The organism is Streptomyces sp. R-07, assembly GCF_049913175.1.
Classification (GTDB): domain Bacteria; phylum Actinomycetota; class Actinomycetes; order Streptomycetales; family Streptomycetaceae; genus Streptomyces.
Window position 1 is genome coordinate 711,095 of sequence record NZ_CP183978.1, and the last position, 21,547, is coordinate 732,641.

Annotated in this window: 19 protein-coding genes and 2 pseudogenes; 10 read left to right on the forward strand and 11 right to left on the reverse strand. The window is 73.9% G+C overall.

Annotated features, from left to right (window positions below; translation table 11 throughout):
* Nucleotides 1-26: 26 nt before the first annotated feature.
* The 6 genes and pseudogenes from ACN9M0_RS03300 to ACN9M0_RS03325 all read right to left on the reverse strand — a co-directional run.
* Nucleotides 27-1,547: pseudogene (locus ACN9M0_RS03300) on the reverse strand (GAF domain-containing protein); the annotation flags it as partial.
* A 68-nt stretch (nucleotides 1,548-1,615) separates the two neighbouring features.
* Nucleotides 1,616-2,467 (reverse strand): 3-hydroxybutyrate dehydrogenase, encoded by an 852-nt coding sequence (locus ACN9M0_RS03305; RefSeq protein WP_366035354.1) that lies wholly within the window; start codon nucleotides 2,465-2,467, stop codon nucleotides 1,616-1,618.
* A 55-nt stretch (nucleotides 2,468-2,522) separates the two neighbouring features.
* A complete protein-coding gene (locus ACN9M0_RS03310; protein WP_366035355.1) occupies nucleotides 2,523-3,005 on the reverse strand; it encodes an NUDIX hydrolase in 483 nt (160 codons plus the stop codon).
* Nucleotides 3,006-3,046: 41 nt separating this feature from the next.
* The gene (lnt, locus tag ACN9M0_RS03315) at nucleotides 3,047-4,645 is read right to left on the reverse strand and encodes an apolipoprotein N-acyltransferase (protein WP_366035356.1); all 1,599 of its coding nucleotides are present in this window, start codon (nucleotides 4,643-4,645) and stop codon (nucleotides 3,047-3,049) included.
* Nucleotides 4,646-4,763: 118 nt separating this feature from the next.
* Complete coding sequence (locus ACN9M0_RS03320) at nucleotides 4,764-5,330, reverse strand: hypothetical protein (RefSeq protein ID WP_366035357.1); 567 nt, start codon at nucleotides 5,328-5,330, stop codon at nucleotides 4,764-4,766.
* A 75-nt stretch (nucleotides 5,331-5,405) separates the two neighbouring features.
* Nucleotides 5,406-6,200 (reverse strand): glutamate racemase, encoded by a 795-nt coding sequence (locus tag ACN9M0_RS03325; protein WP_366035358.1) that lies wholly within the window; start codon nucleotides 6,198-6,200, stop codon nucleotides 5,406-5,408.
* 58 nt (nucleotides 6,201-6,258) lie between these two features.
* Here ACN9M0_RS03325 and ACN9M0_RS03330 point away from each other — a divergent pair, with 58 nt between their 5' ends.
* Nucleotides 6,259-7,455 (forward strand): glycosyltransferase, encoded by a 1,197-nt coding sequence (locus tag ACN9M0_RS03330; RefSeq protein ID WP_366035359.1) that lies wholly within the window; start codon nucleotides 6,259-6,261, stop codon nucleotides 7,453-7,455.
* Nucleotides 7,456-7,478: 23 nt separating this feature from the next.
* Here ACN9M0_RS03330 and ACN9M0_RS03335 read toward each other — a convergent pair.
* From ACN9M0_RS03335 to ACN9M0_RS03345, 3 genes and pseudogenes are all read right to left on the reverse strand, one after another.
* Nucleotides 7,479-8,521: pseudogene (locus ACN9M0_RS03335) on the reverse strand (HTTM domain-containing protein).
* Between the two features lies 1 nt (nucleotide 8,522).
* On the reverse strand, nucleotides 8,523-8,966 hold the full coding sequence (locus tag ACN9M0_RS03340; RefSeq protein WP_366035643.1) for a DUF5819 family protein: 444 nt from the start codon (nucleotides 8,964-8,966) through the stop codon (nucleotides 8,523-8,525).
* Between the two features lie 91 nt (nucleotides 8,967-9,057).
* Nucleotides 9,058-9,441, reverse strand: a complete 384-nt coding sequence (locus ACN9M0_RS03345; protein ID WP_426403079.1) for a hypothetical protein — start codon at nucleotides 9,439-9,441, stop codon at nucleotides 9,058-9,060.
* 316 nt (nucleotides 9,442-9,757) lie between these two features.
* Between ACN9M0_RS03345 and ACN9M0_RS03350 the strand changes: the two genes are divergently transcribed.
* From ACN9M0_RS03350 to ACN9M0_RS03365, 4 genes are all read left to right on the forward strand, one after another.
* Nucleotides 9,758-10,255, forward strand: a complete 498-nt coding sequence (locus tag ACN9M0_RS03350; protein WP_366035363.1) for a DUF6643 family protein — start codon at nucleotides 9,758-9,760, stop codon at nucleotides 10,253-10,255.
* 79 nt (nucleotides 10,256-10,334) lie between these two features.
* Nucleotides 10,335-11,168 (forward strand): MOSC domain-containing protein, encoded by an 834-nt coding sequence (locus tag ACN9M0_RS03355; RefSeq protein WP_426403080.1) that lies wholly within the window; start codon nucleotides 10,335-10,337, stop codon nucleotides 11,166-11,168.
* Nucleotides 11,169-11,276: 108 nt separating this feature from the next.
* The gene (locus ACN9M0_RS03360; RefSeq protein WP_366035365.1) at nucleotides 11,277-11,885 is read left to right on the forward strand and encodes an Rv1733c family protein; all 609 of its coding nucleotides are present in this window, start codon (nucleotides 11,277-11,279) and stop codon (nucleotides 11,883-11,885) included.
* A gap of 217 nt (nucleotides 11,886-12,102) precedes the next feature.
* Nucleotides 12,103-14,508 (forward strand): right-handed parallel beta-helix repeat-containing protein, encoded by a 2,406-nt coding sequence (locus tag ACN9M0_RS03365; protein WP_366035366.1) that lies wholly within the window; start codon nucleotides 12,103-12,105, stop codon nucleotides 14,506-14,508.
* Here the strand turns inward: ACN9M0_RS03365 and ACN9M0_RS03370 are convergent.
* Nucleotides 14,478-16,877, reverse strand: a complete 2,400-nt coding sequence (locus ACN9M0_RS03370) for a hypothetical protein (protein ID WP_426403081.1) — start codon at nucleotides 16,875-16,877, stop codon at nucleotides 14,478-14,480. The two genes, ACN9M0_RS03365 and ACN9M0_RS03370, sit on opposite strands and share 31 nt — an antisense overlap.
* A gap of 134 nt (nucleotides 16,878-17,011) precedes the next feature.
* Between ACN9M0_RS03370 and ACN9M0_RS03375 the strand changes: the two genes are divergently transcribed.
* The 3 genes from ACN9M0_RS03375 (at nucleotide 17,012) to ACN9M0_RS03385 (ending at nucleotide 19,164) form a co-directional block, all read left to right on the forward strand.
* Nucleotides 17,012-17,839: a DeoR/GlpR family DNA-binding transcription regulator gene (locus tag ACN9M0_RS03375; protein ID WP_366035368.1), complete on the forward strand. Its 828-nt coding sequence runs from the start codon at nucleotides 17,012-17,014 to the stop codon at nucleotides 17,837-17,839.
* Nucleotides 17,836-18,273 (forward strand): SRPBCC family protein, encoded by a 438-nt coding sequence (locus ACN9M0_RS03380; protein ID WP_366035369.1) that lies wholly within the window; start codon nucleotides 17,836-17,838, stop codon nucleotides 18,271-18,273. The genes ACN9M0_RS03375 and ACN9M0_RS03380 overlap by 4 nt, the downstream gene beginning before the upstream one ends.
* 390 nt (nucleotides 18,274-18,663) lie before the next feature.
* Nucleotides 18,664-19,164, forward strand: coding sequence for an SRPBCC family protein (locus tag ACN9M0_RS03385; RefSeq protein ID WP_366035370.1), 501 nt, complete (start codon nucleotides 18,664-18,666; stop codon nucleotides 19,162-19,164).
* On the opposite strand, the gene ACN9M0_RS03390 is transcribed toward ACN9M0_RS03385, so the two are convergent.
* Complete coding sequence (locus ACN9M0_RS03390; RefSeq protein ID WP_399695564.1) at nucleotides 19,124-20,254, reverse strand: PLP-dependent cysteine synthase family protein; 1,131 nt, start codon at nucleotides 20,252-20,254, stop codon at nucleotides 19,124-19,126. The genes ACN9M0_RS03385 and ACN9M0_RS03390 overlap by 41 nt on opposite strands.
* 187 nt (nucleotides 20,255-20,441) lie before the next feature.
* Between ACN9M0_RS03390 and ACN9M0_RS03395 the strand changes: the two genes are divergently transcribed.
* Nucleotides 20,442-20,741 (forward strand): hypothetical protein, encoded by a 300-nt coding sequence (locus tag ACN9M0_RS03395; RefSeq protein ID WP_366035372.1) that lies wholly within the window; start codon nucleotides 20,442-20,444, stop codon nucleotides 20,739-20,741.
* Between the two features lie 208 nt (nucleotides 20,742-20,949).
* Nucleotides 20,950-21,543, forward strand: a complete 594-nt coding sequence (locus ACN9M0_RS03400; protein ID WP_366035373.1) for an ATP-binding protein — start codon at nucleotides 20,950-20,952, stop codon at nucleotides 21,541-21,543.
* Nucleotides 21,544-21,547: the final 4 nt, after the last annotated feature.

Sequence of the window (21,547 nt, forward strand, 5' to 3'; positions counted from 1 at the left end):
AGCAGGACGAGCGCGTCCAGGCAGCGGCGGGCCTCCGCGTACGCCACGGCCACCTGGTCCGGGCGGTCGAGGGGCGTCCGTACGGGCGCGGAGGCGCCGACGGTGACCGGTTCGCGCAGCGCGCCGCCGAGGCTCCTGGCGGTCTGGCGGGCGAGGTCGGCGGCGCTCTCCCCCGGGCCGAGCGGCAGCAGCAGGACCGTACCGCCGTCGCGTGCCGAGGCGAGTCCGTGACGGGTGGCGGCCAGGTGCGAGGCGGCCGACCACAGCCGCTGGCGGTCGGCGCTCTCCCGGCGGCCGGCGTCGCTGTCGGCGGCGCCGTCCGCGGCCCCGTCGATGCGGGCGGCGAGCACGACGTGCGGGGCCTCGCTGTCGGTACGGAGGCGGGCGGCGCGCTCGCGCAGCAGGCGGCGGTCCCGGTCGGGGGCGTCGAGGAGGTCGTCCAGGAGCTCGCCGCGCACCCGCTGCTCGGCCTCGCCGGCCGAACGGCGGGCGAGCAGCAGCAGCGAGGTCACCAGGGCGGCGCGCTCCAGGGTGCGCTGGTCGACGGGGTCGAGGTCGGGCTGCCCGTGGAGCACGAGGGCGCCCAGGGTCTCACCGCCGGCGGAGACGGCGGCCACCCAGTCGTCGCCCTCGCGGACCGCGTGGCCCCCGGCGCGGCGGGCGGAGCCGGCGCCGGACTCGGTGAACTCGACGGTGCCGCCGAGGACCTCGGAGACGGCCTCGGCCACGTCGTGGACGCCGCCGCCGTGCAGGACCAGTTCGGAGAGCCGGTCGTGGACCTCGGAGGCCCGCTCGATGACGGCGCTGTGCTCGCGGATGATGTCGTTGGCCCGCTCCAGCTCGGCGAGGGCCGAGCGGGTCTCGGCGAGCAGGTTGGCGGTGTCGATGGCGACGGCGGCGTGCGCGGCGAAGGAGCCGAGCAGCGCGACCTGTTCGCGCTCGAAGACCCTGGCCCTGCGGTCGGCGGCGAACAGTACGCCGATGACCTGGCTGCCGAGGCTGAGCGGCACGCCGAGGATGGCGACGAGGCCCTCGTCGCGTACGGCCGTGTCGATGGTCCGGGTGTGCTGGAAGCGCGCGTCGTCGAAGTAGTCGTCGGTGACGTAGGGGCGGGCGGTCTGGGCGACCAGGCCGCCGAGCCCCTCCCCCATGCCGAGCCTCAGCTGCTGGAAGCGGGCGGAGACGGAGCCCTCGGTGACCCGCATGTACGTGTCGCCGGCGGCCGGGTCGTTGAGGCTGAGGTAGGCGACCTCGGTGCCGAGGAGCGAGCGGGCGCGCTGCACGATGGCGCGCAGCACCGCGTCGAGGTCGCGGAGTCCCGCGAGGTCGTGGGCGGTGGCGAACAGGGCGGAGAGCTCCGCCTCGCGGCGGCGCCGCCCCTCCAGCTCGGCCCGGACCCGCAGCGCGAGCTGCTTGGCCTCTTCGAGCCCGGCCAGCGCCTCGGGGCCCGCGCCGCTCGCGCGGGCGAGCAGCACGGGCCGGTCGTAGGCCTCCGTCGCGGCTCCTCGGGCGAGGAGTTCCAGGTAGGAGACGTGTTCGTGGGACATGGACACAGGGATACCTGCCGTACGTGTGCTCGCACCACCCCTGTGGACAAGCTTCACAGGGGTCCGTCTCAGTGGGCGGTCCAGCCGCCGTCGAGGGTGAGGGAGGTGCCGGTGATGAACGAGGCCTGGGGGGTGCAGAGGTAGAGGACGGCCTCGGCGACCTCCTCCGGTTCGATGAGCCGCTTGAGCGCCGAGTCCTTGAGGAGGATCTCGGCGAGGACCCGCTCCGGCGGGATGCCGTGGGCGGCGGCCTGGTCGGCGATCTGCCGTTCGACGAGCGGGGTGCGGACGTAGCCGGGGTTGACGCAGTTCGAGGTGACCCCGTGCGGCGCGCCTTCGAGGGCTGCGGTCTTGGAGAGGCCCTCCAGACCGTGTTTGGCGGCCACATAGGCGGACTTGAAGGCGGAGGCGCGCAGCCCGTGGACGGAGGACAGGTTCACGATCCGCCCCCAGCCCTGGCCGTACATGTGGGGCAGGGCGCCCCGGATGAGCCGGAAGGGCGCCTCCAGCATCACGGTGAGCACGGTGTGGAAGACGTCCGGCGGGAACTCCTCGATGGGGCGGACCAGCTGGATCCCGGCGTTGTTGACGAGGATGTCGGTGCCGGCGGCCACCGCCTCCGCCGCGTCCAGGTCGGTCAGGTCGAGGAGGCGGGGTTCGAGGTCGCCGGGGAGCGCGCCGGCCTCCTCGGCCAGGGTCTCCAGGCCTTCGGCGGCCCGGTCGACGGCTCTGACCCGGGCCCCGGCGGCGGCGAGCCGCAGTGCGCAGGCGCGCCCGATGCCGCCGGCCGCGCCGGTGACGAGCGCGGTGCGGCCGGTGAGGTCGAGGGCGAGGCCCGCGGGGCGGGGCAGGGGCGAGGCGGCGTCGGCACCGAGCGCGGTGCCGGGGACGGTGACGGGGGTGGTGAGGGGGGCGCTCATGCTCCGCACCCTATGAACGGGCCCCTCCCCCACCGATGTGTGCCGCGCCCATAGTTCAGCTGGTTGCTGTGGTGCGGAACCATGTGGGTTCGTCGGCGAGCGCCTTCTCGATCCTGAGATACGAGAAACGCTTCATCTCCGGCAGCTCGTCCACCCCGAACCAGCCGACCTCGGTCGACTCGTCGTCGTTGACCTGAGCCTCGCCGCCCACCGCCCGGCAGCGGAACGCGACGTCCATGTACTGGCAGGTGTCGCCGTTCGGGTAGACGACGGGCTTGCTCAGGGTCTCCACGAGCAGGATCCGCTCGGTCACGCAGCGCACGGCGGTCTCCTCGTACACCTCGCGCACCACGGCGTCGGCGGGCTGCTCCCCCGGGTCGACGATGCCGCCGATGACCGCCCAGAGCCCGTTGTCGGCCCGCTTGCCGAGCAGGACCCTGCCCCGGTCGTCGAAGACGACGGCGCTGACGCCCGGCAGGAAGAGCAGCTGATGCCCGGCGGTCTTGCGCAGTTCGCGGATGAAGTCAGGAGTACCCATCCCCCGACCCTAGATCATCTACGGGTCGGCGCCAGGGCGCCTCAGACCGCCCGGTTCCGGCGGGCGCGCACCGCGCGGGCGGCCGCCCAGCCGAGACCGGCCGCCGCGAGGGCCGCGAGCAGCGCCTCGGGCAGGGTGCCCAGGCGGGTCGCCGGCGTCTGCGAGGAGCGCAGCGGCACCTTCTCGACCAGGACGTCCGGGGTGAACATCTTGGTCTGCGCGACGATCTCGCCGTCGGGGCGGATGATCGCGCTGACCCCGCTGGTGACGGGCACGACGACCGACCGGCTGTGCTCGACGGCGCGCACCCGGCTCATCGCGAGCTGCTGGTAGGTCATCTCGGTGCGGCCGAAGGTCGCGTTGTTGCTGGGGACGGTGATCAGCTGGGCGCCGTGCGTGACGGTGTCGCGCACGGCCCAGTCGAAGGCCGCCTCGTAGCAGGTCGCGAGGCCGACCCTGGTGCCGGCGAGGTCGAAGACACCGACCTTCGTGCCGGCGCCGAAGTCGCGGCTCACCCGGTCGACGTTGCTGTTGAAGATCCGTACGAAGGACCGCATCGGGATGTACTCGCCGAAGGGCTGCACGTGCCGCTTGTCGTACGTGGCGACGGGGCCGCGCTCGGGGTCCCACTCGATGAGGGTGTTGCGGAGCTTGCCGGTCTCGGGGGCGACGACGGCGCCGATCACGGTGGGCACGCCGATCGCCCTGACGGCGCCGTCGATGACGTCGGCCGCGTCGGCGTTCGCGTACGGGTCGATGTCGGAGGAGTTCTCCGGCCACAGCACGAAGTCGGGCTGCGGCTCGCGGCCCTCCTTGACGGCCTGGGCGAGCTCGCGGGTGCGGGCCACGTGGTTGTCGAGGACGGCCCGGCGCTGGGAGTTGAAGTCGAGGCCGAGGCGGGGGACGTTGCCCTGGACGGCGGCGACGGTGGCGGTGCCGTCCTCGGCGGAGTCGTCGACGAGCGGCAGCGCGGCGAGGGCGCCGGTGACCGGGAGGAGGACCGAGAGCGCCGCCGCGGCGAGCGGGCCGCGCGGGACGGTGCCGGTGTCCCGGTACGCGCGGACCCGCCGGTACGCCTCGTACAGGCCGAAGCCGCAGAGCGCGACGGCGAAACCGAGCACCGGCGTGCCGCCGACGGCGGCGAGCGGCAGGAAGACGCCGTCCGCCTGCCCGAAGGCGACCTTGCCCCAGGGGAAACCGCCGAAGGGCACGCGCGCGCGTGCCCCCTCCGCGAGGATCCACACCCCGGCGGCGAAGAACGGCCACCACGGGAGCCGGGAGACGGCCGCGATGCCGAGGCCCGCGGCGGCCACGAAGAGCGCCTCGACGGCGGCGAGGGCGAGCCACGGGCCGGCGCCGACCTCTTCGCCGGTCCACACGAGGAGCGGGAGCAGGAAGCCGAGCCCGGCGAGGTAGCCGAGGCCGAAGCCGGCGCGGAGCCGGCGGCCCCGCAGGGTCCAGCCGAGCAGCGCGAAGGCGGGCAGCGCGAGCCACCACAGGGGGCGCGGCGGGAAGCTCAGGTAGAGCAGGAATCCGGACAGCAGGGCCGCCCCGGGCCGCACGAACCGCCGCAGCCGGGAACCCGGCGTGGGTGCGGTGTCGGTTCCGGACGCGTCGACGGGGGTGATGGTGGCGCTCACCTGGCGGAGTCTACGGGTCGTTCCTGTCCACGAGGAGGGCGGTACGGGTCGCCTCGGAGCCGGTGTGACCGGCCCGGGCTCCTCTCGCCCACCGGGTGACATCCGGGTCGCGCCCGGGTCACACGCCGGTCGCGGCGGGCGGGACCGGCGGGGCCGGGTGGCGGAGGCGGTCGCGGATGACCCGGACCGCGGATTCGGCGTCGTCGACCGTCACGGTGAAGGTGAGGCCGTCACCGAGGCGGAGGACCAGGCCCTCCCCGCGCCGGACGATCACTGCCGTGCCCTTCTCGGGCCGCCAGCGGTAGCCCCAGCCGCCCCACTGGCGCGGGGTGACGCTCGGTGCGAAGTCGGCGCCGACGACCTGGGCGAGCGGGATGCGGCGGCGCGGCACGCCGATGTGGCCGCAGCGGACCTCCATGGCGCGGTCGTCGACCTTCACGGCCACGTGGACGAAGGCGAGGGTGCCGAAGAGGACGAGCAGCCCGGCCGCGACGCAGCCGATCACCGCCATGAGGAGGGCGGCGATGCCGGAGGTCCACGGGGACTCGACGGCGAGGGTGATGCCCAGGGCCATGCAGGCGGCACCGGCGACCGCCGCCACCCACTGGAAGCGGTTGGTGGCACGGCCGGTCCAGACGACGGGCGCGAGCTCGTCGGCGCGTGGTTTCCGGGAGTACTCCCTCATACCTGGAAGAGTACCCAGGATCGGCCGGACCAGCGCGGCGGAGCGGAGCCGCCCGATGACGCTCGGTGAGCTCTTTCAGCGCGCGACGGCCGTGGCCGCGAGGGCGCGCCCTTCCGCGTAACCGAGGGCGGTGGCGGGGAGCTGTCCGGGCCGCCCGCTGAGCAGGACGGAGAGGGTGCCGGTGGGGTCCGCGTCGGGCGCGGGCTCGGCGCCGATCCGGCGCAGGGCCTGCGCGGCGACGGCGTCGGCGGAGCCGTGGAAGACGATCGGCGGCAGCCCGGCCCGCCTGCGGGCCTCCAGGGCGGCGAGGATCCGCTCCTCGACCAGTTCGTAGTGGGTGCAGCCGAGGACGACGGCGCGGACGTCGGGCGGGGTGAGCGCGGCCGCGGCGGCGACGGCGGCGTCCACGGCGTCCCGGTCGGCGTGCTCCACGGCGTCGGCGAGCCCGGGGCAGGGCACCTCGGTGACCTCGGCGCCGTCGGCGAAGTCGCGGATGAGTCCGCGCTGGTAGGCGCTGCCGGTCGTGGCGGGGGTGGCCCAGATGGCGACCTTGCCGCCGGCGGCGGCGGCCGGCTTGATCGCGGGCACGGTGCCGATGACGGGGATGTTCGGTTCGAGGGCGGCGCGCAGGGCGGGCAGGGCGTGCACGGTGGCGGTGTTGCAGGCCACGATCAGCGCCTGCGGACGGTGCTCCGCGGCGGCGAGGGCGACGTCGAGGGCGCGCCCCGTCAGGTCCTCGGGGGTGCGCGGGCCCCACGGCATGCCGTCGGGGTCGTTGGAGAGGAGCAGATCCGCGTCCGGCCGGAGCCGCCGCACCGCGGCCGCCGCCGGGAGGAGGCCGATTCCGGAGTCCATGAGCGCGATCTTCACCCGGTCACCCTAGCCGATGAGCCTTGCGAGCCCCGCGATCTGGGGCAGACTGCCGCGAATGAGCACCCTTGCCTGGTTCTCGATCGTCTCCCTGGCCGCCTGGGTCTGGCTGCTCCTCGGCCAGGGCTTCTTCTGGCGCACGGATCAGCGGCTGCCGCCGGAGCGGCGGACGCCACGGGAGCGGGGGACGCCGCCGGACGGCTGGCCCCGGGTGGCCGTCGTGGTGCCGGCGCGGGACGAGGCGGCGGTGCTGCCGCTGAGCCTGCCGTCGCTGCTCGCGCAGGACTATCCGGGGGTCGCGGAGGTCTTCCTCGTCGACGACGGGAGCACGGACGGCACGGGGAGGCTCGCGGCCGAGCTGTCCGGCCGGTACGGCGGGCTGCGGCTGACCGTGGCGTCGCCGGGCGAGCCGGAGCCGGGCTGGACGGGGAAGCTGTGGGCGCTGCGGCATGGCATGGCACTGGCACGCGCGCGTGGGCCCGAGTTCCTGCTCCTGACGGACGCGGACATCGCGCACGAGCCGGACAGCCTGCGGCGGCTCGTGGCGGCGGCCGTGGACAACGACCTGGACCTGGTGTCGCAGATGGCCCGGCTCCGGATCGCGAGCGTGTGGGAGCGGCTGGTCGTTCCGGCGTTCGTCTACTTCTTCGCCCAGCTCTATCCCTTCCGCTGGATCAACCGGGCGCGGCCCCTGGCGACGGCCGCCGCGGGCGGCTGTGTGCTGCTGCGGACGGAGACGGCGGTGGCGGCGGACGTGCCGGAGGTGATCCGGCAGGCGGTGATCGACGACGTGTCGCTCGCGCGGGCGGTGCGGCGGGCGGGAGGACGGATCTGGCTGGGGCTCGCGGACCGGGTCGACAGCGTCCGTCCGTATCCGGGGCTCGGCGAGCTGTGGCGGATGATCGCGCGCAGCGCGTACGCGCAGCTGCGGCACAGCCCGCTCCTGCTGCTGGGAACGGTGGCGGGGCTCGCGCTCGTCTATCTCGTCCCGCCGGTGGCCCTGGTGACGGGTGTGTGGGGCGGGGACGCGGCGGCGGCGTGGGCCGGTGGCGCGGCGTGGGCGGTGATGGCGGGGACGTACGTGCCGATGCTCCGCTACTACCGGCAGCCGCTGTGGCTCGCTCCGCTGCTGCCGTTCACCGCGTTCCTCTATCTCCTGATGACGGTGGACTCGGCGGTGCGGCACTACCGGGGCCGGGGCGCGGCGTGGAAGGGCCGGACGTACGCGCGCCCGGAGGCGGCGCCCGACCGGTGAACGCCCCGCCTTCCGCGGCCCCTTCACGAAGCTGACTTCTCCGGCACGGGGAGCGGCGCCGCGGGCCGCGGCTGGGGCACCCCGCCGGGACCGCCGGACCGCGATCGGGCGAGTCGGCCGCAGCGGGCGCCGAGCGCGACCAGGAGGGAGGTGGGAAGGAACACCGCGTCGCACACGACCATGGCGAGCGAGAGGAAGGGGATGCCGAGGACGACGGCGATCCCGAGGTGTTCGGCCGTCATCGCGGCCGGCAGCACGTTCTTCACCTTGCGGTTGGCGAGCGTGAAGGGGAAGGCCACCTGCACCATGACGGTGGCGTAGCTCAGGACCAGGACCGTGAGGGTGCTGCCGGCCAGGTACCCCGAGAGCGCGGGCCAGGGCGCGAAGTAGTCCAGGTGCAGGGCGTAGTAGAGGGCGCTGCCCTCCTGGCAGCGGCTTCCCTGGATCTTGTACCAGCCGGCCGTCGCGTAGATCAGGCACACGAGGACAGCGGTACGAGCACCGCCACGGCCGCCGCCCACAGCAGCATGCCGGTCGGGTCGAGGTGCGGCTGGTCCCGGCGGATGCGCGCGCGCCGGGCGTCGAGGGACCACACGTGGGCGCAGCGCGTGAAGACCAGGTAGATGACCACGATCCGCACGACGTTGTCGCCGCCGTCCCCGACGAGGGTGTTGCGGTTGATGATCGACAGGACCCCGGCCATGAGCAGCACGGTGGTGCCCCTGGTGCGCCATCCGAGGAGGACGGCGAGCGCGGCGGCGATGGTGACGGCGTAGACGGTCTCGAACCACAGAGCGCCGTCGCCCCATGTCAGGACGGTGAAGGTGCGCTCCTCGCGGACCAGGGCCTGGGCCAGGTCGAAGGAGAGCGGGCTGCGGTCGCCGTACAGCACGTGACGGTGCGGCCATTCCCGCAGGAGGAAGGCCAGGACCACGGCGGACAGGCCGATCCTGAAGACGGCGGCCTGGTAGGGGGCCCGGACGGTGGTGATCTTGGGCAGGAGCCGCCCGAGGCGCTCGGTCGCTCGAACGGCCGTGGCGGTGGCCGTGGGGGTGTGCGTGGTCATGTCACAGGCTCCTGTGGTCCTGATCGGTCACCGTCCACCAGGGCAGCAGCCGGTAGTCGGTGGTGTCGGACGCCTGCTCGGAGCTCCAGCCCGGCGGGTCCACCATCGTGAACCGGCCCGCCACCTGGACGGAGACGATCCGCTCGCCCTTCCAGGTGCTGCCGGTGCGCTGGAGCACCACGCGCTCCAGGTAGTCGCGGGTCAGCTGTCCGCGCGTGCCCTTGGGCCGGTCGTCCCGCAGGCTGTGCGTGGCGACGTAGGCGTCCCAGGCGCGGCGCAGCATGTTCTGGTCGGTGCGGCTGGGGGCCGGGTTGCCGTGGATCGCCGCGATGTCCTGGGCGGTGAGGTTGATCCACTCGCTGACGTGGTAACGGCCGTCCGGGCCCTGGGTGTTCACGCGGGCTCCGACGGCGTCGTTGCGTTGCATCGGGTTCGGGGCGAACAGTTTCCGTCTGCATGACGCCCTGCGGGGAGCGCGGCGGAGGGGCGCCGAAGACGGAGCTGTAGGTGGTGTCCGGGCTGATGCCGGTCGGCCCCTACGCGTCGAGGTGGTTCTTCCAGAAACCGGGCGAACACCACTCGGCGTCCCCGGGCGGGGGCGTGTTCGTGCCGTCCGTCCCCGTCGTGCCCGTGGTGCCGGTCGTACCGTCGGTGCCGGTCGTGCCGGTCGTGCCGGTCGTGCCGGTGAGACCGATGAGGCCGGTCGTGCCGATCAGGGAGACGTCGCCCAGGATCTTGGGCGCGAAGTTCACCTTCTGCGTGCAGTAGCCGAACGTGCCACCCTGGCAGCTGCGGTCGAGGTTGGTCTTCGACTTGTCGATGACGACGTGGTCGCCGCCCTCGTCATGGCCGCCTTCACCACCGCGCGTGGAGGTCACCGTCCGGGCCTCGCCGCCGAGGGCCTGCGAAGCACCGACCATGCCGAGCGTCAGCGCGCGTGGTGGCGACCCCCGCGGGAGCGGCGCGGCCGGGTCGGCGAGGGGACGGTGACACCGTCGAATGATCAAGAAATCCGGGAAGGCGACTTCACCGCATCCGCGGGCCGCGAGAATGTCGCCCTTTGAAGTCGGTCCGCCACTTCTCGTTACCCGCGGGTACTCCGAGGGGAAATCCCCTTGCCGTCAACCAAAGCTTTGACGATGTTTTGGCAGGTCAGGCGGCCAAAAATAGCGTAAAACGGATGACCCGAAGATAGGGACTCCCCAACCAGCACATCGTGGGCTTAACTTATGTGCCATGACCTCCCCCCGCTCCACCTATGGAGGCGGTTACCACACCGCGCCGTCCTTCCCGGACACCCCGATCTACGACTCCCTGGTCGCCGAGCGGGGCACGCCTCAGATCGCCCCGATCCGAGTGCCCGCCGCCTACGACACCGGCAGTTACGCCGGCGCCGGAAGCGGTTCCTACCTGCCGGCGCTTCCCGCGGCACTGCCCGCCCTCCCGGCGGCGCCCAGCCCGCAGCCCTCCCCCGCCTATGGCGGCGGGTACGGCTACCCGCAGCCCTCGCCGCAGATGGCTCCCGTCCCTCTGCAGCACGCCCCCGCCCCGTACATCCCGCAGCAGCCGGTCGCCCCGCGCGGCTACCCGGGCGGCCAGTACCCGCAGCAGCCCCGCCCGGCCGCCGCCGGCTACGAGGCGATGCGTCCGGCGGCTCCCCGGCCCGCGCCGGTCCCGGCCCCCGCGCCGTACGACGACCCGTACAACCGTCCCTACCAGGGCGGGGGTTACTGACCGGGGTGACCGACCGGTCACGGACCGGTCTTCGCGCACCGGCCGACGTCGGTGGCGGGGTGGCTGGCAGGATGAGGGCATGCCGACTCCTGTGCTCCGCTCCGTCCACGTCCACCCGGTGAAGGCCATGCGCGCACTGGCGGCCACGGAGGCCGAGGTCCAGCCCTGGGGGCTGGCCGGGGACCGCCGCTGGACCGCCGTCGACGCGGCGGGCAAGGTCGTGACCCAACGCCGTCACCCCCGGATGGCGTTGGCCACGGCGCAGCCGCTGCCGGGCGGCGGGGTCTCCCTGTCCGCGCCCGGCCACCCGACGCTGGCCGTCGAGGTACCGACGCCCCCACCGGTCACGCCGACCGTCACGGTGGAGATCTTCGACCAGCTCGTGGAGGCGGTCCCGGCCGGCCCCGCCGCGGCCGCCTGGTTCTCGGAGTACCTGGAGAGCGACATACGGCTCGTGCACATGGACGCGCCCGAGCACCGGCGTCCGGTCGATCCCGACTACGCGCTGCCCGGCGAGACCGTGAGCTTCGCGGACGGCTATCCGCTGCTCGTCGCCACCACCTCCTCGCTCGACGCCCTCAACTCCCTGATCGCCCAGGGCGACCACGCCCACGAGGGCCCCCTGCCGATGAACCGGTTCCGGCCGAACCTGGTGATCGAGGGCACCGCCCCCTGGGCGGAGGACGGCTGGACGCGGATCGCCGTCGGAGAGGTCACCTTCCGGGTCGCCAGGCCCTGCGGGCGCTGCGTGGTCACCACGACCGACCAGCTCACCGCCGAGCGGGGCAAGGAGCCCCTGCGGACCCTCGCGCTGCACCGCAAGAGCGACGGCCGGGTCCTCTTCGGCCAGAACCTCGTCCCCGAACACACCGGCACGGTCCGGGTCGGCGACGCCGTGAAGATCCTCGACTGAGGATCCGGCCCTTCGGGGCGCGCATCACATTCACCGGCCCGACAGGCGGGGAACCAGGCCCGGGGGCACACTCGTTGGAGGAGCGGCGAACAACGAGGGGGTCCACACGTGCGTGCAGCCACCGGACTCTGGCGCTGGCGGCACAATCCCCTGCGCCGGACCACTGATCTCGTCGAGGCGTGGGTCGCCTTCGCGGCGGCCGTGCTGCTCTGCCTCGCCGTGCCCCTGGCGGGCTGGGCGGCGGGCTCATCGGCGTACGGCTCGCTGTCGCGCGCGGTCCGCACGCAGCAGGAACAACGGGTGGCTACCACGGCCCGGGTCGTGCGGCTCGCCGACGGGCCCGTGAGCGGTGCCCGGTCCGTCGAGACCGCCGGGGAGGAGCGGCTGCGGCGTTCGGTCGTGGCCCGCTGGACCGCGCCCGACGGCTCGGCGCGTACGGGGACGGTGGCGACGGCCCGGCAGCACTCCGCGCCCGGCGCCGCCTTCCGGCTGTGGACGGACCGGGAGGGGCGCCCGGTGGCGGCGCCGATGCAGGCGGGGACGGCTCGGGCGCACGCGGTCATCGCCGGCCTGACGGCCGCGCTCCTCGTCGGTCTCCTGGTGGAGCTCGTCCGCCGCCTCGCCGTCCGCAGACTGGTGGTGCGGCGGTACGCGCGGCTCGACCGCGCGTGGGCGGCGGCGGGTCCCGACTGGGGTCGTACGGGCACGGGTAGCTGACCCCGGCCCTCCCGCACGGCGGCCCGTCCGACTTCGACCGCTCCCCGACCGACCTCGACCGCTCCGGACCGCCCCGGACCGGCGGTGACGCATGCCCGGCGGCGGGTGGGCCCCGGTGCGTGCGGGGGCCGTCGACCCGTCAACCCGGGGGCGCCGCGCGCGCTACGGTGGGGCATCGGATCAGCGGCGAGGCATGAGGCGGGGGCAGGACACACCCATGGCACAGGGCACGGTCCAGGTGACGCACACCGGCACATCGCGGTGGCGGCGCCGCACGGGTGAGTACCCCTCTCTCGCCGCCGCCCTGGAGGCCGCGGGCGACGGGGACGTGCTCACCGTCGCGCCCGGGACCTACCGGGAGAACCTCGTGATCCGGCGAGCCGTGACCCTGCGCGGGCCCGAGGGCGGGGTCGGCTCGGTGCGGATCGCGCCCCCGGACGGGGTGCCGCTGACCCTCCGCGCCTCCGTCACCGTGCAGGACCTGCACATCGAGGGGCAGGACGTGGCCGCCCCCGCGCTGCTCGTCGAGGACGGCACGCCCGAACTGCTCGACCTGCGGATCATGACCCGCTCGGCCGCCGGGATCGAGGTGCGGGGCGCCGCCCGGCCGACGGTCCGCCGCTGCACGATCGACAATCCCGCCGGTGTCGGCATCGCCGTGCTCGACGGCGCGGGCGGGGTGTTCGAGGAGTGCGAGGTGGTCTCCGCCGGGCAGGCCGGCGTCTCGGTGCGCGGCGGGGCGCATCCGCGTCTCGAGCGGTGCCGGGTGCACCACGCCTCCGGCGCCGGGATCGCCGTGACCGGCGAGGGCAGCGGTCTGGAGGGCGTCGGCTGCGAGGTGTACGAGATCAAGGGCGCCGGTCTGCAGATCGCGGCCCGCGCCACCGCGCACCTCACCGACTCGTCGGTGCACCGCACCTCGGCGGACGGCATCACGCTCGACACGGACGCGGTGCTCACGCTCTCCGACTGCGACATCCACGACGTCCCGGAGAACGCCGTCGACCTGCGCTCGCGCTCGGTCCTGACGCTCACCCGGTCGACCGTCCGCCGCTTCGGGCGCAACGGCCTGTCGGTGTGGGACCCGGGGACGCGGGTGGACGCCAACCAGTGCGAGATCCACGACAGTACGGGCGACTACCCGGCGGTGTGGGTGAGCGACGGGGCGACCGCCGTCCTCGACGCCTGCCGGGTGCACGACGTACCCGACGCGCTGTTCGTCCTCGACCGGGGCTCGCGCGTGGACGTCGTCGACAGCGATCTGACGCAGGTGCGGAACACGGCGGTGTCGGTGAGCGACGGGGCCACGGCCCAGCTCGACGACTGCCGGATCCGGGAGGCGTCCACCGGTGCCTGGTTCCGGGACCACGGCAGCGGCGGCACCCTCGGCGGCTGCACGATCGACTCCGTGCAGACCGGGGTCATCGTCACCAAGGGCGCCGACCCCACGATCGACCGGTGCGTGGTCACCTCGCCCGCCGAGGCCGGTTTCTACGTGTCGGCGGAGGGGCGCGGCTCCTTCCACGGCTGCCGGGTGACGGGCAGCGGCGGGTACGGCTTCCACGTGACGGACGGCTGCCGGACGACCCTGCGCAAGTGCCGTACGGAGCGGTGCGCGCGCGGCGGCTACGAGTTCCCCGAGGAGGGCGCGAGTGCGGAGGACTGCACCAGCGACGAGAGCGCGGTCCGCTCCTCCGTACCCGACGGGGGTACGGTCCTGACGGCCACGCAGTCGGCGGGGCTGCTCGGCACGGTGCCCACGCCGCGCGCCCCCGCGGTCGTGCCGGCCGCGCCGGAGCCGGCGCCGGAGGCCCGTTCCTCGCAGGACGTGCTCGGCGAACTGGACGCGCTGGTGGGTCTGGAGAGCGTCAAGCTGGAGGTGCGGACCCTCACCAACATGATCGAGGTGGGGCGCAGGCGCCAGGAGGCGGGGCTCAAGGCGGCCTCGGTCCGGCGTCATCTGGTCTTCACGGGCAACCCGGGAACGGGCAAGACGACGGTGGCCCGGCTGTACGGCGAGATCCTCGCCTCGCTCGGGGTCCTGGAGCGCGGGCACCTGGTGGAGGTCTCCCGGGTGGACCTGGTCGGCGAGCACATCGGCTCGACGGCGATCCGCACGCAGGAGGCGTTCGACCGGGCGCGCGGCGGGGTCCTGTTCGTCGACGAGGCGTACGCGCTCTCACCGGAGGACTCGGGCCGTGACTTCGGACGTGAGGCGATCGACACGCTGGTGAAGCTGATGGAGGACCACCGGGACGCGGTGGTGGTGATCGTCGCCGGGTACACGGCGGAGATGGAGCGCTTCCTCACCGTCAACCCCGGTGTGGCGTCCCGTTTCTCACGGACCATCACCTTCGGCGACTACGAGCCGGACGAGCTGCTGCGGATCGTCGGCCAGCAGGCGGACGAGCACGAGTACCGGCTCGCCCCGGGCACGGACGACGCGCTCCTCACGTACTTCGAGAAGCTACCCAAGGGTCCCGCCTTCGGCAACGGCCGTACGGCACGCCAGACCTTCGAGTCGATGGTGGAGCAGCACGCGGGCCGGGTCGCCGCGCTCGCCGAGGCGAGCACGGACGACCTGACCCTGCTCTACCCGGAGGATCTGCCCGAACTCCCCTGATCCACAGACGCGTTCGCATCGCGCTGATGCGGCAGGGCGGGCGGGAGCCGATCCAGGAGGGCGGAGCGGCGGCGGGCGAACGCCGGATCGGCCTGGTAGTCGGAGTGGCCCAGGATCGGTTCGGGCAAGGGGTGTTCACGGGTGCGGCCGTACGCGACCGGGTCGAGCAGCACCGCTGCGTCGACGACCGGGCGGCCGTCCTCGGCGGGGACCCGGACGGGGCCGCCGATGGGGTCGGTGGCGCGGTACAGGTTGCTCCAGCAGTGCACCGTACGGTTCAGGGCGCGCAGCGCCTCGGGGCCGAAGTACGCGGGGAACCAGCGGCCGTAGAGCCGCTCCAGGGGTGAGCCGTAGGTGAGCAGGGCGACCCGGCGCCGGGTGGCGGGCTGCAGCTGCCAGACGGCGGCCGCGGCGAGGACACTGCCCTGGGAGTGCCCGGAGATGACGAGCCGGCCGCCGGTGCCCAGGGTCCAGGAGCTCATCCGCCAGGTGAGGTCGGGCACCGCGCGCTCGGCGTAGCAGGGCGGGGCGAAGGGATGGGCGGCGCGGGGCCAGAAGGTGCCGACGTCCCAGAGGATGCCGATGGTACGGCGGGCGGAGGCGTCCCTGTAGGCGCGGCGGCCCCAGGTGACGAAGAGCAGGAAGCCGAGGCCGATCATCCAGGACCCGAGGGCCTGGGTGGCGGACGCGAGGGAGGCGATCGCGGGGCCGGCCCCGTCGAAGGCGCGCCCCGGCACGTTTCCGCTGGCCCAGGCACCGACGACGGACACGGCCCCGAGGAGCAGGGTCGCCCCCGAGACGACGCCGACGAGGACGGGCGCGGAGTCGGTGAGCGAGGCGCGGGCCCGGCAGGCCGCGATCTGTCCCGTACGGACCGGGTCGCCTTCGCCGGCGGCGTCGTAGTCGGCCTCGACGGAGGAGCGCAGGCGACGGGCGTCGAGGAGGGTCCGTACGGCGAGGAGGGCGGCGGGCGCGAGGAGCAGCAGGAGCAGGACGGGGATGACCGAGGCCTGCCAGCTGAGGAGGACCGGCGGGCCGATCCTGGGGACGCCCCGGTCGCCCATGCCGGGGGTGGCGGGGCCGTCGAGCCAGTCGGCGACGCGCTGCGCCACTCCCCCGGACATGACCCCGCCGAGCGCGCAGGCGAGCATGGCGACGGCGGGGCCGCCGAGTCCGCGCAGCGCGGTACGGGGGTCCTTGCGGGGCCGCTGGAGGAACAGGGCGACGACGCCGAGGGCGACGACGAGGCCGCCCTGGACGAGGGTGAGGGCGCCGAAGACGGCGTCGCCGGGGAGGGTTCCGGAGGAGATCCAGTCGGGGCGGGACCAGCCGGCGTGCACGGCGGTGAGCGCCAGCAGGGTGAGGGAGGCGGCGGGGAGCCAGGAGACGAGGGCGTGTTCGACGCGCAGGTCGAGTCGGCTCTCGCTGCGGCCGCGCCGGCAGACGACCCAGACCACGACGACGGCGAGGACGGCGACGGCGGCCTGGAGGGCCCAGCCGAGGACGGTCCGGAGGCCGGGGGCGTCGGCGTCGTGGCGGGCGGCGGCCGTGACGAGGGCGGCGGCGACGGTGAGGAAACCTGCGGCGGTGTGGGCTGCCCTGAGCCGGGCCACGAGCCGGCGGCCGTACCAGAAGCCGGGGCGGCCCAGGGCGGGACGGAGCTCGACGGGTCCGCCGGGATCGGCGGAGTCCGCGGCCTCCGTGTCGGTGGGAGGCTCGGGGACGGGGGCGTCGTAGCCGGTGGGCGGGCGCTGCGCCTCGTACGCGCTCCAGGTCCGGTTGGAGAGGTACCAGAGCAGGCCGACGAGCGCGGTCGGCACCACGGCGGCGACGGCGAGGCGGCGGCCGGGCTCGGACCACCAGCCGCCGCGCCCGGCGGAGAGGAAGCCGAGCCAGGAGTGGGCGTCCGCGCAGGCGGCGGTGGCGGCGCACTGCCAGGCCGTCAGGTCGAGCGCGACCTCGCAGACGGCGGCCGTGAGGAGCACGGTGAGGGTGAGGGCGACGAGGCGGACGAGGACCCCGTAGAGCCGCACGAGCCCCGGGCGGCCCTCTGCGGGCGGCCGCATCCAGTGCGCCAGGTTGGCCACCATGAAGGGCAGGAGCAGCAGCCACAGGGCGCGGGCACCGTCGCCCGAGGTCAGGTTGGACCAGCAGTACGCCTCCGGGACGGGGCGCGCCGCGTACCGCTCGGGGTGGTCCTCGGCGTCGAGGTCCTCGCCGCGCCGGTACATGGCGGCGGTCCGGTCGCCGGTGACCCGGACGGTCCTCGGGTCGTCGAGCATGTCCTGGGGGGTGGCTCCGCCGACTCCGTGGACGAGGAGTTCGAGCGCCGCGCCCCCGCTCTCCGGAGCGGGTGTGGCAGGGGACACTGAGGGGACTTCCTCTCAGGGTGGGAAGATGCGACGTCGGCAACAGGATCGCGGAAGGCCGTGCGAACGCGCACGGTCTCTCACCGAATCCGACGCTCATCCCCTTGACTCCTGCGGAAGGACCGGCCCCGGCGGTGACTGACAACCAGAACCTCCTCGCGGAGCAGCGGCGTGCCCTGATCCTCGACGAGGTACGGCGGCGTGGCGGTGTACGGGTCAACGAACTGACCCGTCGTCTCAACGTCTCGGACATGACGATCCGCCGCGACCTGGACGCGCTGGCCCGGCAGGGCATGCTCGCGAAGGTGCACGGCGGGGCCGTCCCGGTGGTCGAGGCGAGCACCCACGAGCCGGGCTTCGAGGCGAAGTCGGTCCTCGAACCGAGCGCCAAGGACGAGATCGCCCGGACGGCCGCCGCCCTCGTCGGGCCGGGCACGGCGATCGCCCTGTCCGGCGGGACGACGACGTACGCGCTCGCCCGTCACCTGCTCGACGTGCCGGACCTGACGGTGGTCACCAACTCGGTGCGGGTCGCCGACGTGTTCCACGAGGCCCAGCAGACGGGCGGCGGGGGCGAGGCGCGGCGCGGGGCGGCGACGGTCGTCCTGACCGGCGGGGTGCGGACGCCGTCCGACGCACTGGTGGGGCCGGTGGCCGACCGGGCGATCCGCTCGCTCCACTTCGACCTGCTGTTCCTGGGGGTGCACGGCATCTCGGTGGAGGCGGGCCTGTCGACGCCGAACCTGGCGGAGGCCGAGACCAACACCTGCCTGATGCGCTCGGCGCGGCGGGTCGTGGTGGTCGCCGACCACACCAAGTGGGGGACGGTGGGACTGAGTTCCTTCGCCGCGCTGGACGAGGTCGACACGTGGGTGACGGACCGCGGCCTGCCGGAGGGAGTACGGGCCGAGGTCGTGGAACACCTGCCGGGGGTGGTGGTGGCGGGCGAGGAGCCCGCGTGAGCCTCTTCCGGGTCGAGCGGACGGTGCCGCTGGCGCCGGAGGAGGTGTGGCGGCGGCTCACGGACTGGCCGGCGCACGGCCGCCAGGTGCCGCTGACCCGGACGAGGGTCCTGACGCCGGGGCGCGACGGGGTGGGCACGCGGTTCGTCGCCCGGACGGGCATCGGCCGGCTGTCCTTCGACGACCCGATGGAGGTCGTGCGCTGGGAACCCCCGGCGGCCGGCCGGCCGGGCACCTGCCGACTGGAGAAGTCCGGCCGGGTCGTACGGGGTTGGGCGCTGGTCGAGGTGACGGGGACGGGGGGCGGCGGGAGCCGGGTGGAGTGGACGGAGGAGCTCTCGGTACGGGGCGTCCCGAGGGCCTTCGACCCTTTGCTCACGCGGGCGGGCCGGACCCTGTTCGGCCGAGCACTGGACGGCCTGCTACGCCACTGAGCCCCCGCCGCGGACAGCCACCACGCCGGTTCGGCACCCCCGCCCACCCCGTTGTGGGCACGTCCGCTGAGGCGGCACCCCCGCCACCCCCGTCGTGGGCATACGTTCCGCAAGGTGCGGAACGGGTGGGCACGACGGACGGCGCCCCGTTCCGGGCCCAGGCTCCCGCGCCTGAACCCGCACCGCGGGTACGGCGCGCATCGTGGTGCGGTCCAGGCGCAGAAGGCGGAGGCGCCGCCGAGGGCGCCGTCCCGTGTGCCCACCCGTCCCGCCCCAGCGGGACGATTGCCCACACGGGGAGGCGCGGGCGATTGGCCGCGCAGGGGCTCTGTGCTACTGACAGTACGTCAGTTAGGGTGCTGAATCCGCTCGCGTACCCCGGGAGGGTCCATGGCACGTCGACTGAGGCCGGTGGAGCTCGACTTCACCGCGTCCGCACCCGTCCGCCTGGTCTTCACCGCGAACCTGGCCGCGCCCCCGTCGGTCGTCTACCGGTCGGTGGCCGTGGAGGTGGGGAGCCTGCCGTCCTGGTTCACCGCCGTCACCTCCGCCGTCCCGACGGGCGACGGCGCGGGCCGGGCGATCCGGCTGCGGGGCGGGATCGCCTTCGACGAGACGATCCTGGCCTCCGAGCCCGACCTGCGCTACGCGTACCGGGTGGACGCGACGAACGCCCCCGGCGTGACGGCCATGGCGGAGGAGTGGGTCCTCTCCCCCGCCGGGCCCGGCACCCGTCTGCGGTGGACCATGGCCGCCGACGGCGCCGCCCCGTTCCGGCTCGCGCTGCGCCTCGCGGCGCCGGGCGTGGGGCTGTCCTTCCGGGACGCGGCGCGCCGGCTGGACCGGCGGCTCACTCCGGCCAGGCCCCCGTCTCCAGGAAGCGTTCGATAGCGGCGGTGTACGGGGCGATGTCCAGGCCCTGGGCGGCCAGCCAGTCGTCGGAGTAGTACTTGTCGAGGTAGCGCTCGCCCCCGTCGCAGATCAGGGTGACGACGCTGCCGGTGCGGTCGTGGGCGACCATCTCGGCCACGATCTTGAAGGCGCTCCACAGGCCGGTGCCGGTGGAGCCGCCCGCCTTGCGGCCGATGGCGGTCTCCAGGGCGCGGACGGCGGCGACGCTGGCCGCGTCGGGGACCTTCATCATGCGGTCGACGGCCCCGGGCACGAAGCTCGGCTCCATGCGGGGGCGGCCGATGCCCTCGATGCGGGAGCCGCAGTCGGCGGTGGCGTTCGGGTCGTGGTGCGTCCAGCCGTCGAAGAAACAGGAGTTCTCGGGGTCGGCGACACAGATCCGGGTGTCGTGCTGCATGTAGTGGACGTAGCGGGCGATGGTCGCCGAGGTGCCGCCGGTGCCGGCGGTGGCCACGATCCAGGCGGGCTCCGGGTACCGCTCCAGCTTCAGCTGCTGGTACATCGACTCGGCGATGTTGTTGTTGCCGCGCCAGTCGGTGGCCCGCTCCGCGTAGGTGAACTGGTCCATGTAGTGGCCGCCGGTGCGCTCGGCGAGGGCGGCGGCCTCCTCGTACATGGTGCGCGAGTCGTCGACGAAGTGGCACTGCCCGCCGTGGAACTCGATGAGCCGGCACTTCTCCGGGCTGGTCGTGCGGGGCATGACGGCGATGAAGGGGACGCCGATGAGCTTCGCGAAGTACGCCTCGGAGACGGCGGTCGAGCCGCTGGAGGCCTCGATCACGGGCTTGCCGGGGCGGATCCAGCCGTTGCAGAGGCCGTAGAGGAAGAGGGAGCGGGCGAGGCGGTGCTTGAGGCTGCCGGTGGGGTGGGTGGACTCGTCCTTGAGGTAGAGGTCGATGCCCCACTTCTCGGGAAGGGGGAAGCGCAGCAGGTGGGTGTCGGCGGAGCGGTTGGCGTCGGCCTGGACCTTGCGCACGGCCTCCTTCAGCCAGGACCGGTACGCCGGGTCGGTGCGGTCGACGTCGACGGTGGCCACAGCGGCGGCCGCGGTCTCGTGGGTGGTGCTCATCCGTCCCTCTCCTCATGTCTCGCCTCAGGGGTCCCCCACCGCCGACAATACCGCTCTCACCTGGGCAAACGTTCCCTTTGACGATCCATAGGCCTGCCTTGTGGACGGGCTCGCGGAGGGCTACTGGTGCCGGCGGCGAAGGCCCGGCACACTGGGTACGGCAACCGGGTGAAAGGGGCGGATCGGCATGGCGGATCCCGAGTTCAGCGCCAGGGGTGTACGGATCGCACGCTGGCCGCGTTCGCTGACGCGCGCGGGCGAGGTGCGGATCGAGGACGGACGCCTCGCGCTCCTGACGAGTTACGGCAGCGAGATCGACAGCGCGCCGGTGACGGCGGTACGGGCGGGACGGCCGTGGTTCGCGAAGGCGGACGAGACGGTGGCGACCGTGAACGGCACGCGGTACCGGCTGACCTTGCAGGACGGCAAGGCGGAGACGTCGGGACGTTTCCTCGACGCGCTCAAGCGGGCGGCACGGAGGCCCTGAGCTGCGACGGCTCGCGGCGAGTTGCGGGGCGGTCACGGCTGGTCCAGGCTGGAACCCACCTCACTGAGGGTTCAGCGGTGGTGACGCTGCGATCAGGTCACCGCCCCTTCTGTACCGCAGCAATCTTCTGCAGCGCAGAAATCTTCTGTACCGCAGAGACAGATCCGAATCTTCGTCTTCTTCCGGACCACTTCGGGGAGTCGCAGCCGTGATCAGCGAGCCGAGCAGGTACTACGCGGTGGAGCTTCAGGCCCTGCCGTCGCGGATCGGACAGGTCCGCCGCATCATCTCCGCGCACCTTCGACATTGGCAGTTGGACGCCCTGGTGGACCAGGCCGTCCTCGGCGTGACCGAGCTGCTGACGAACGTGCACCGTCACGCCCAGCCGGACAAGGACTGCAGGGTCGAGATCGAGCTGCTGCTCGACCGGCTCACCGTCTCGGTCCGGGACCACGATCCCCGGCTGCCGGAAGTCCGGCGTGCGGATGCGCTCGGGCCCCTGGACGACCTCGACGCGCTCGCCACCTCCGGCCGGGGTCTCGGCATCGTCGGGGCGGTCAGCGAGAGCTGGGGCATCCGCCCGTGCGGTGTCGACGGCAAGGTCGTGTGGTTCACCCTCACGGCGCCGCCCGTCGGCGACCCCGTGGAGGAGTGCGCGCGCGCCGTGTACGCCGCCACGACCGAGGGCCTGCTCGCGGGCGTCGGCTACAGCCGGCTCCCCGGCGTGCCGCTCAGCGCCCCGGCCGAGCCGGTCCCCGCTCCGTCGGTGGCCCGCCCGGTCCTGGCGGGCCGGGCGGGCTGAGGAA

What these genes read in the sequence shown, in the direction of transcription:
- ACN9M0_RS03365 (WP_366035366.1), top strand. Translation starts at nt 12,103, where the DNA reads ATGGCACAGGGCACGGTCCAGGTGACGCACACCGGCACATCGCGGTGG.
- ACN9M0_RS03350 (WP_366035363.1), top strand. Translation starts at nt 9,758, where the DNA reads ATGACCTCCCCCCGCTCCACCTATGGAGGCGGTTACCACACCGCGCCG.
- ACN9M0_RS03320 (WP_366035357.1), bottom strand. Translation starts at nt 5,330, where the DNA reads ATGAGGGAGTACTCCCGGAAACCACGCGCCGACGAGCTCGCGCCCGTC.
- ACN9M0_RS03305 (WP_366035354.1), bottom strand. Translation starts at nt 2,467, where the DNA reads ATGAGCGCCCCCCTCACCACCCCCGTCACCGTCCCCGGCACCGCGCTC.
- ACN9M0_RS03390 (WP_399695564.1), bottom strand. Translation starts at nt 20,254, where the DNA reads ATGAGCACCACCCACGAGACCGCGGCCGCCGCTGTGGCCACCGTCGAC.
- ACN9M0_RS03345 (WP_426403079.1), bottom strand. Translation starts at nt 9,441, where the DNA reads ATGGTCGGTGCTTCGCAGGCCCTCGGCGGCGAGGCCCGGACGGTGACC.
- ACN9M0_RS03330 (WP_366035359.1), top strand. Translation starts at nt 6,259, where the DNA reads ATGAGCACCCTTGCCTGGTTCTCGATCGTCTCCCTGGCCGCCTGGGTC.
- ACN9M0_RS03310 (WP_366035355.1), bottom strand. Translation starts at nt 3,005, where the DNA reads ATGGGTACTCCTGACTTCATCCGCGAACTGCGCAAGACCGCCGGGCAT.
- ACN9M0_RS03355 (WP_426403080.1), top strand. Translation starts at nt 10,335, where the DNA reads ATGCCGACTCCTGTGCTCCGCTCCGTCCACGTCCACCCGGTGAAGGCC.
- ACN9M0_RS03385 (WP_366035370.1), top strand. Translation starts at nt 18,664, where the DNA reads ATGGCACGTCGACTGAGGCCGGTGGAGCTCGACTTCACCGCGTCCGCA.
- ACN9M0_RS03395 (WP_366035372.1), top strand. Translation starts at nt 20,442, where the DNA reads ATGGCGGATCCCGAGTTCAGCGCCAGGGGTGTACGGATCGCACGCTGG.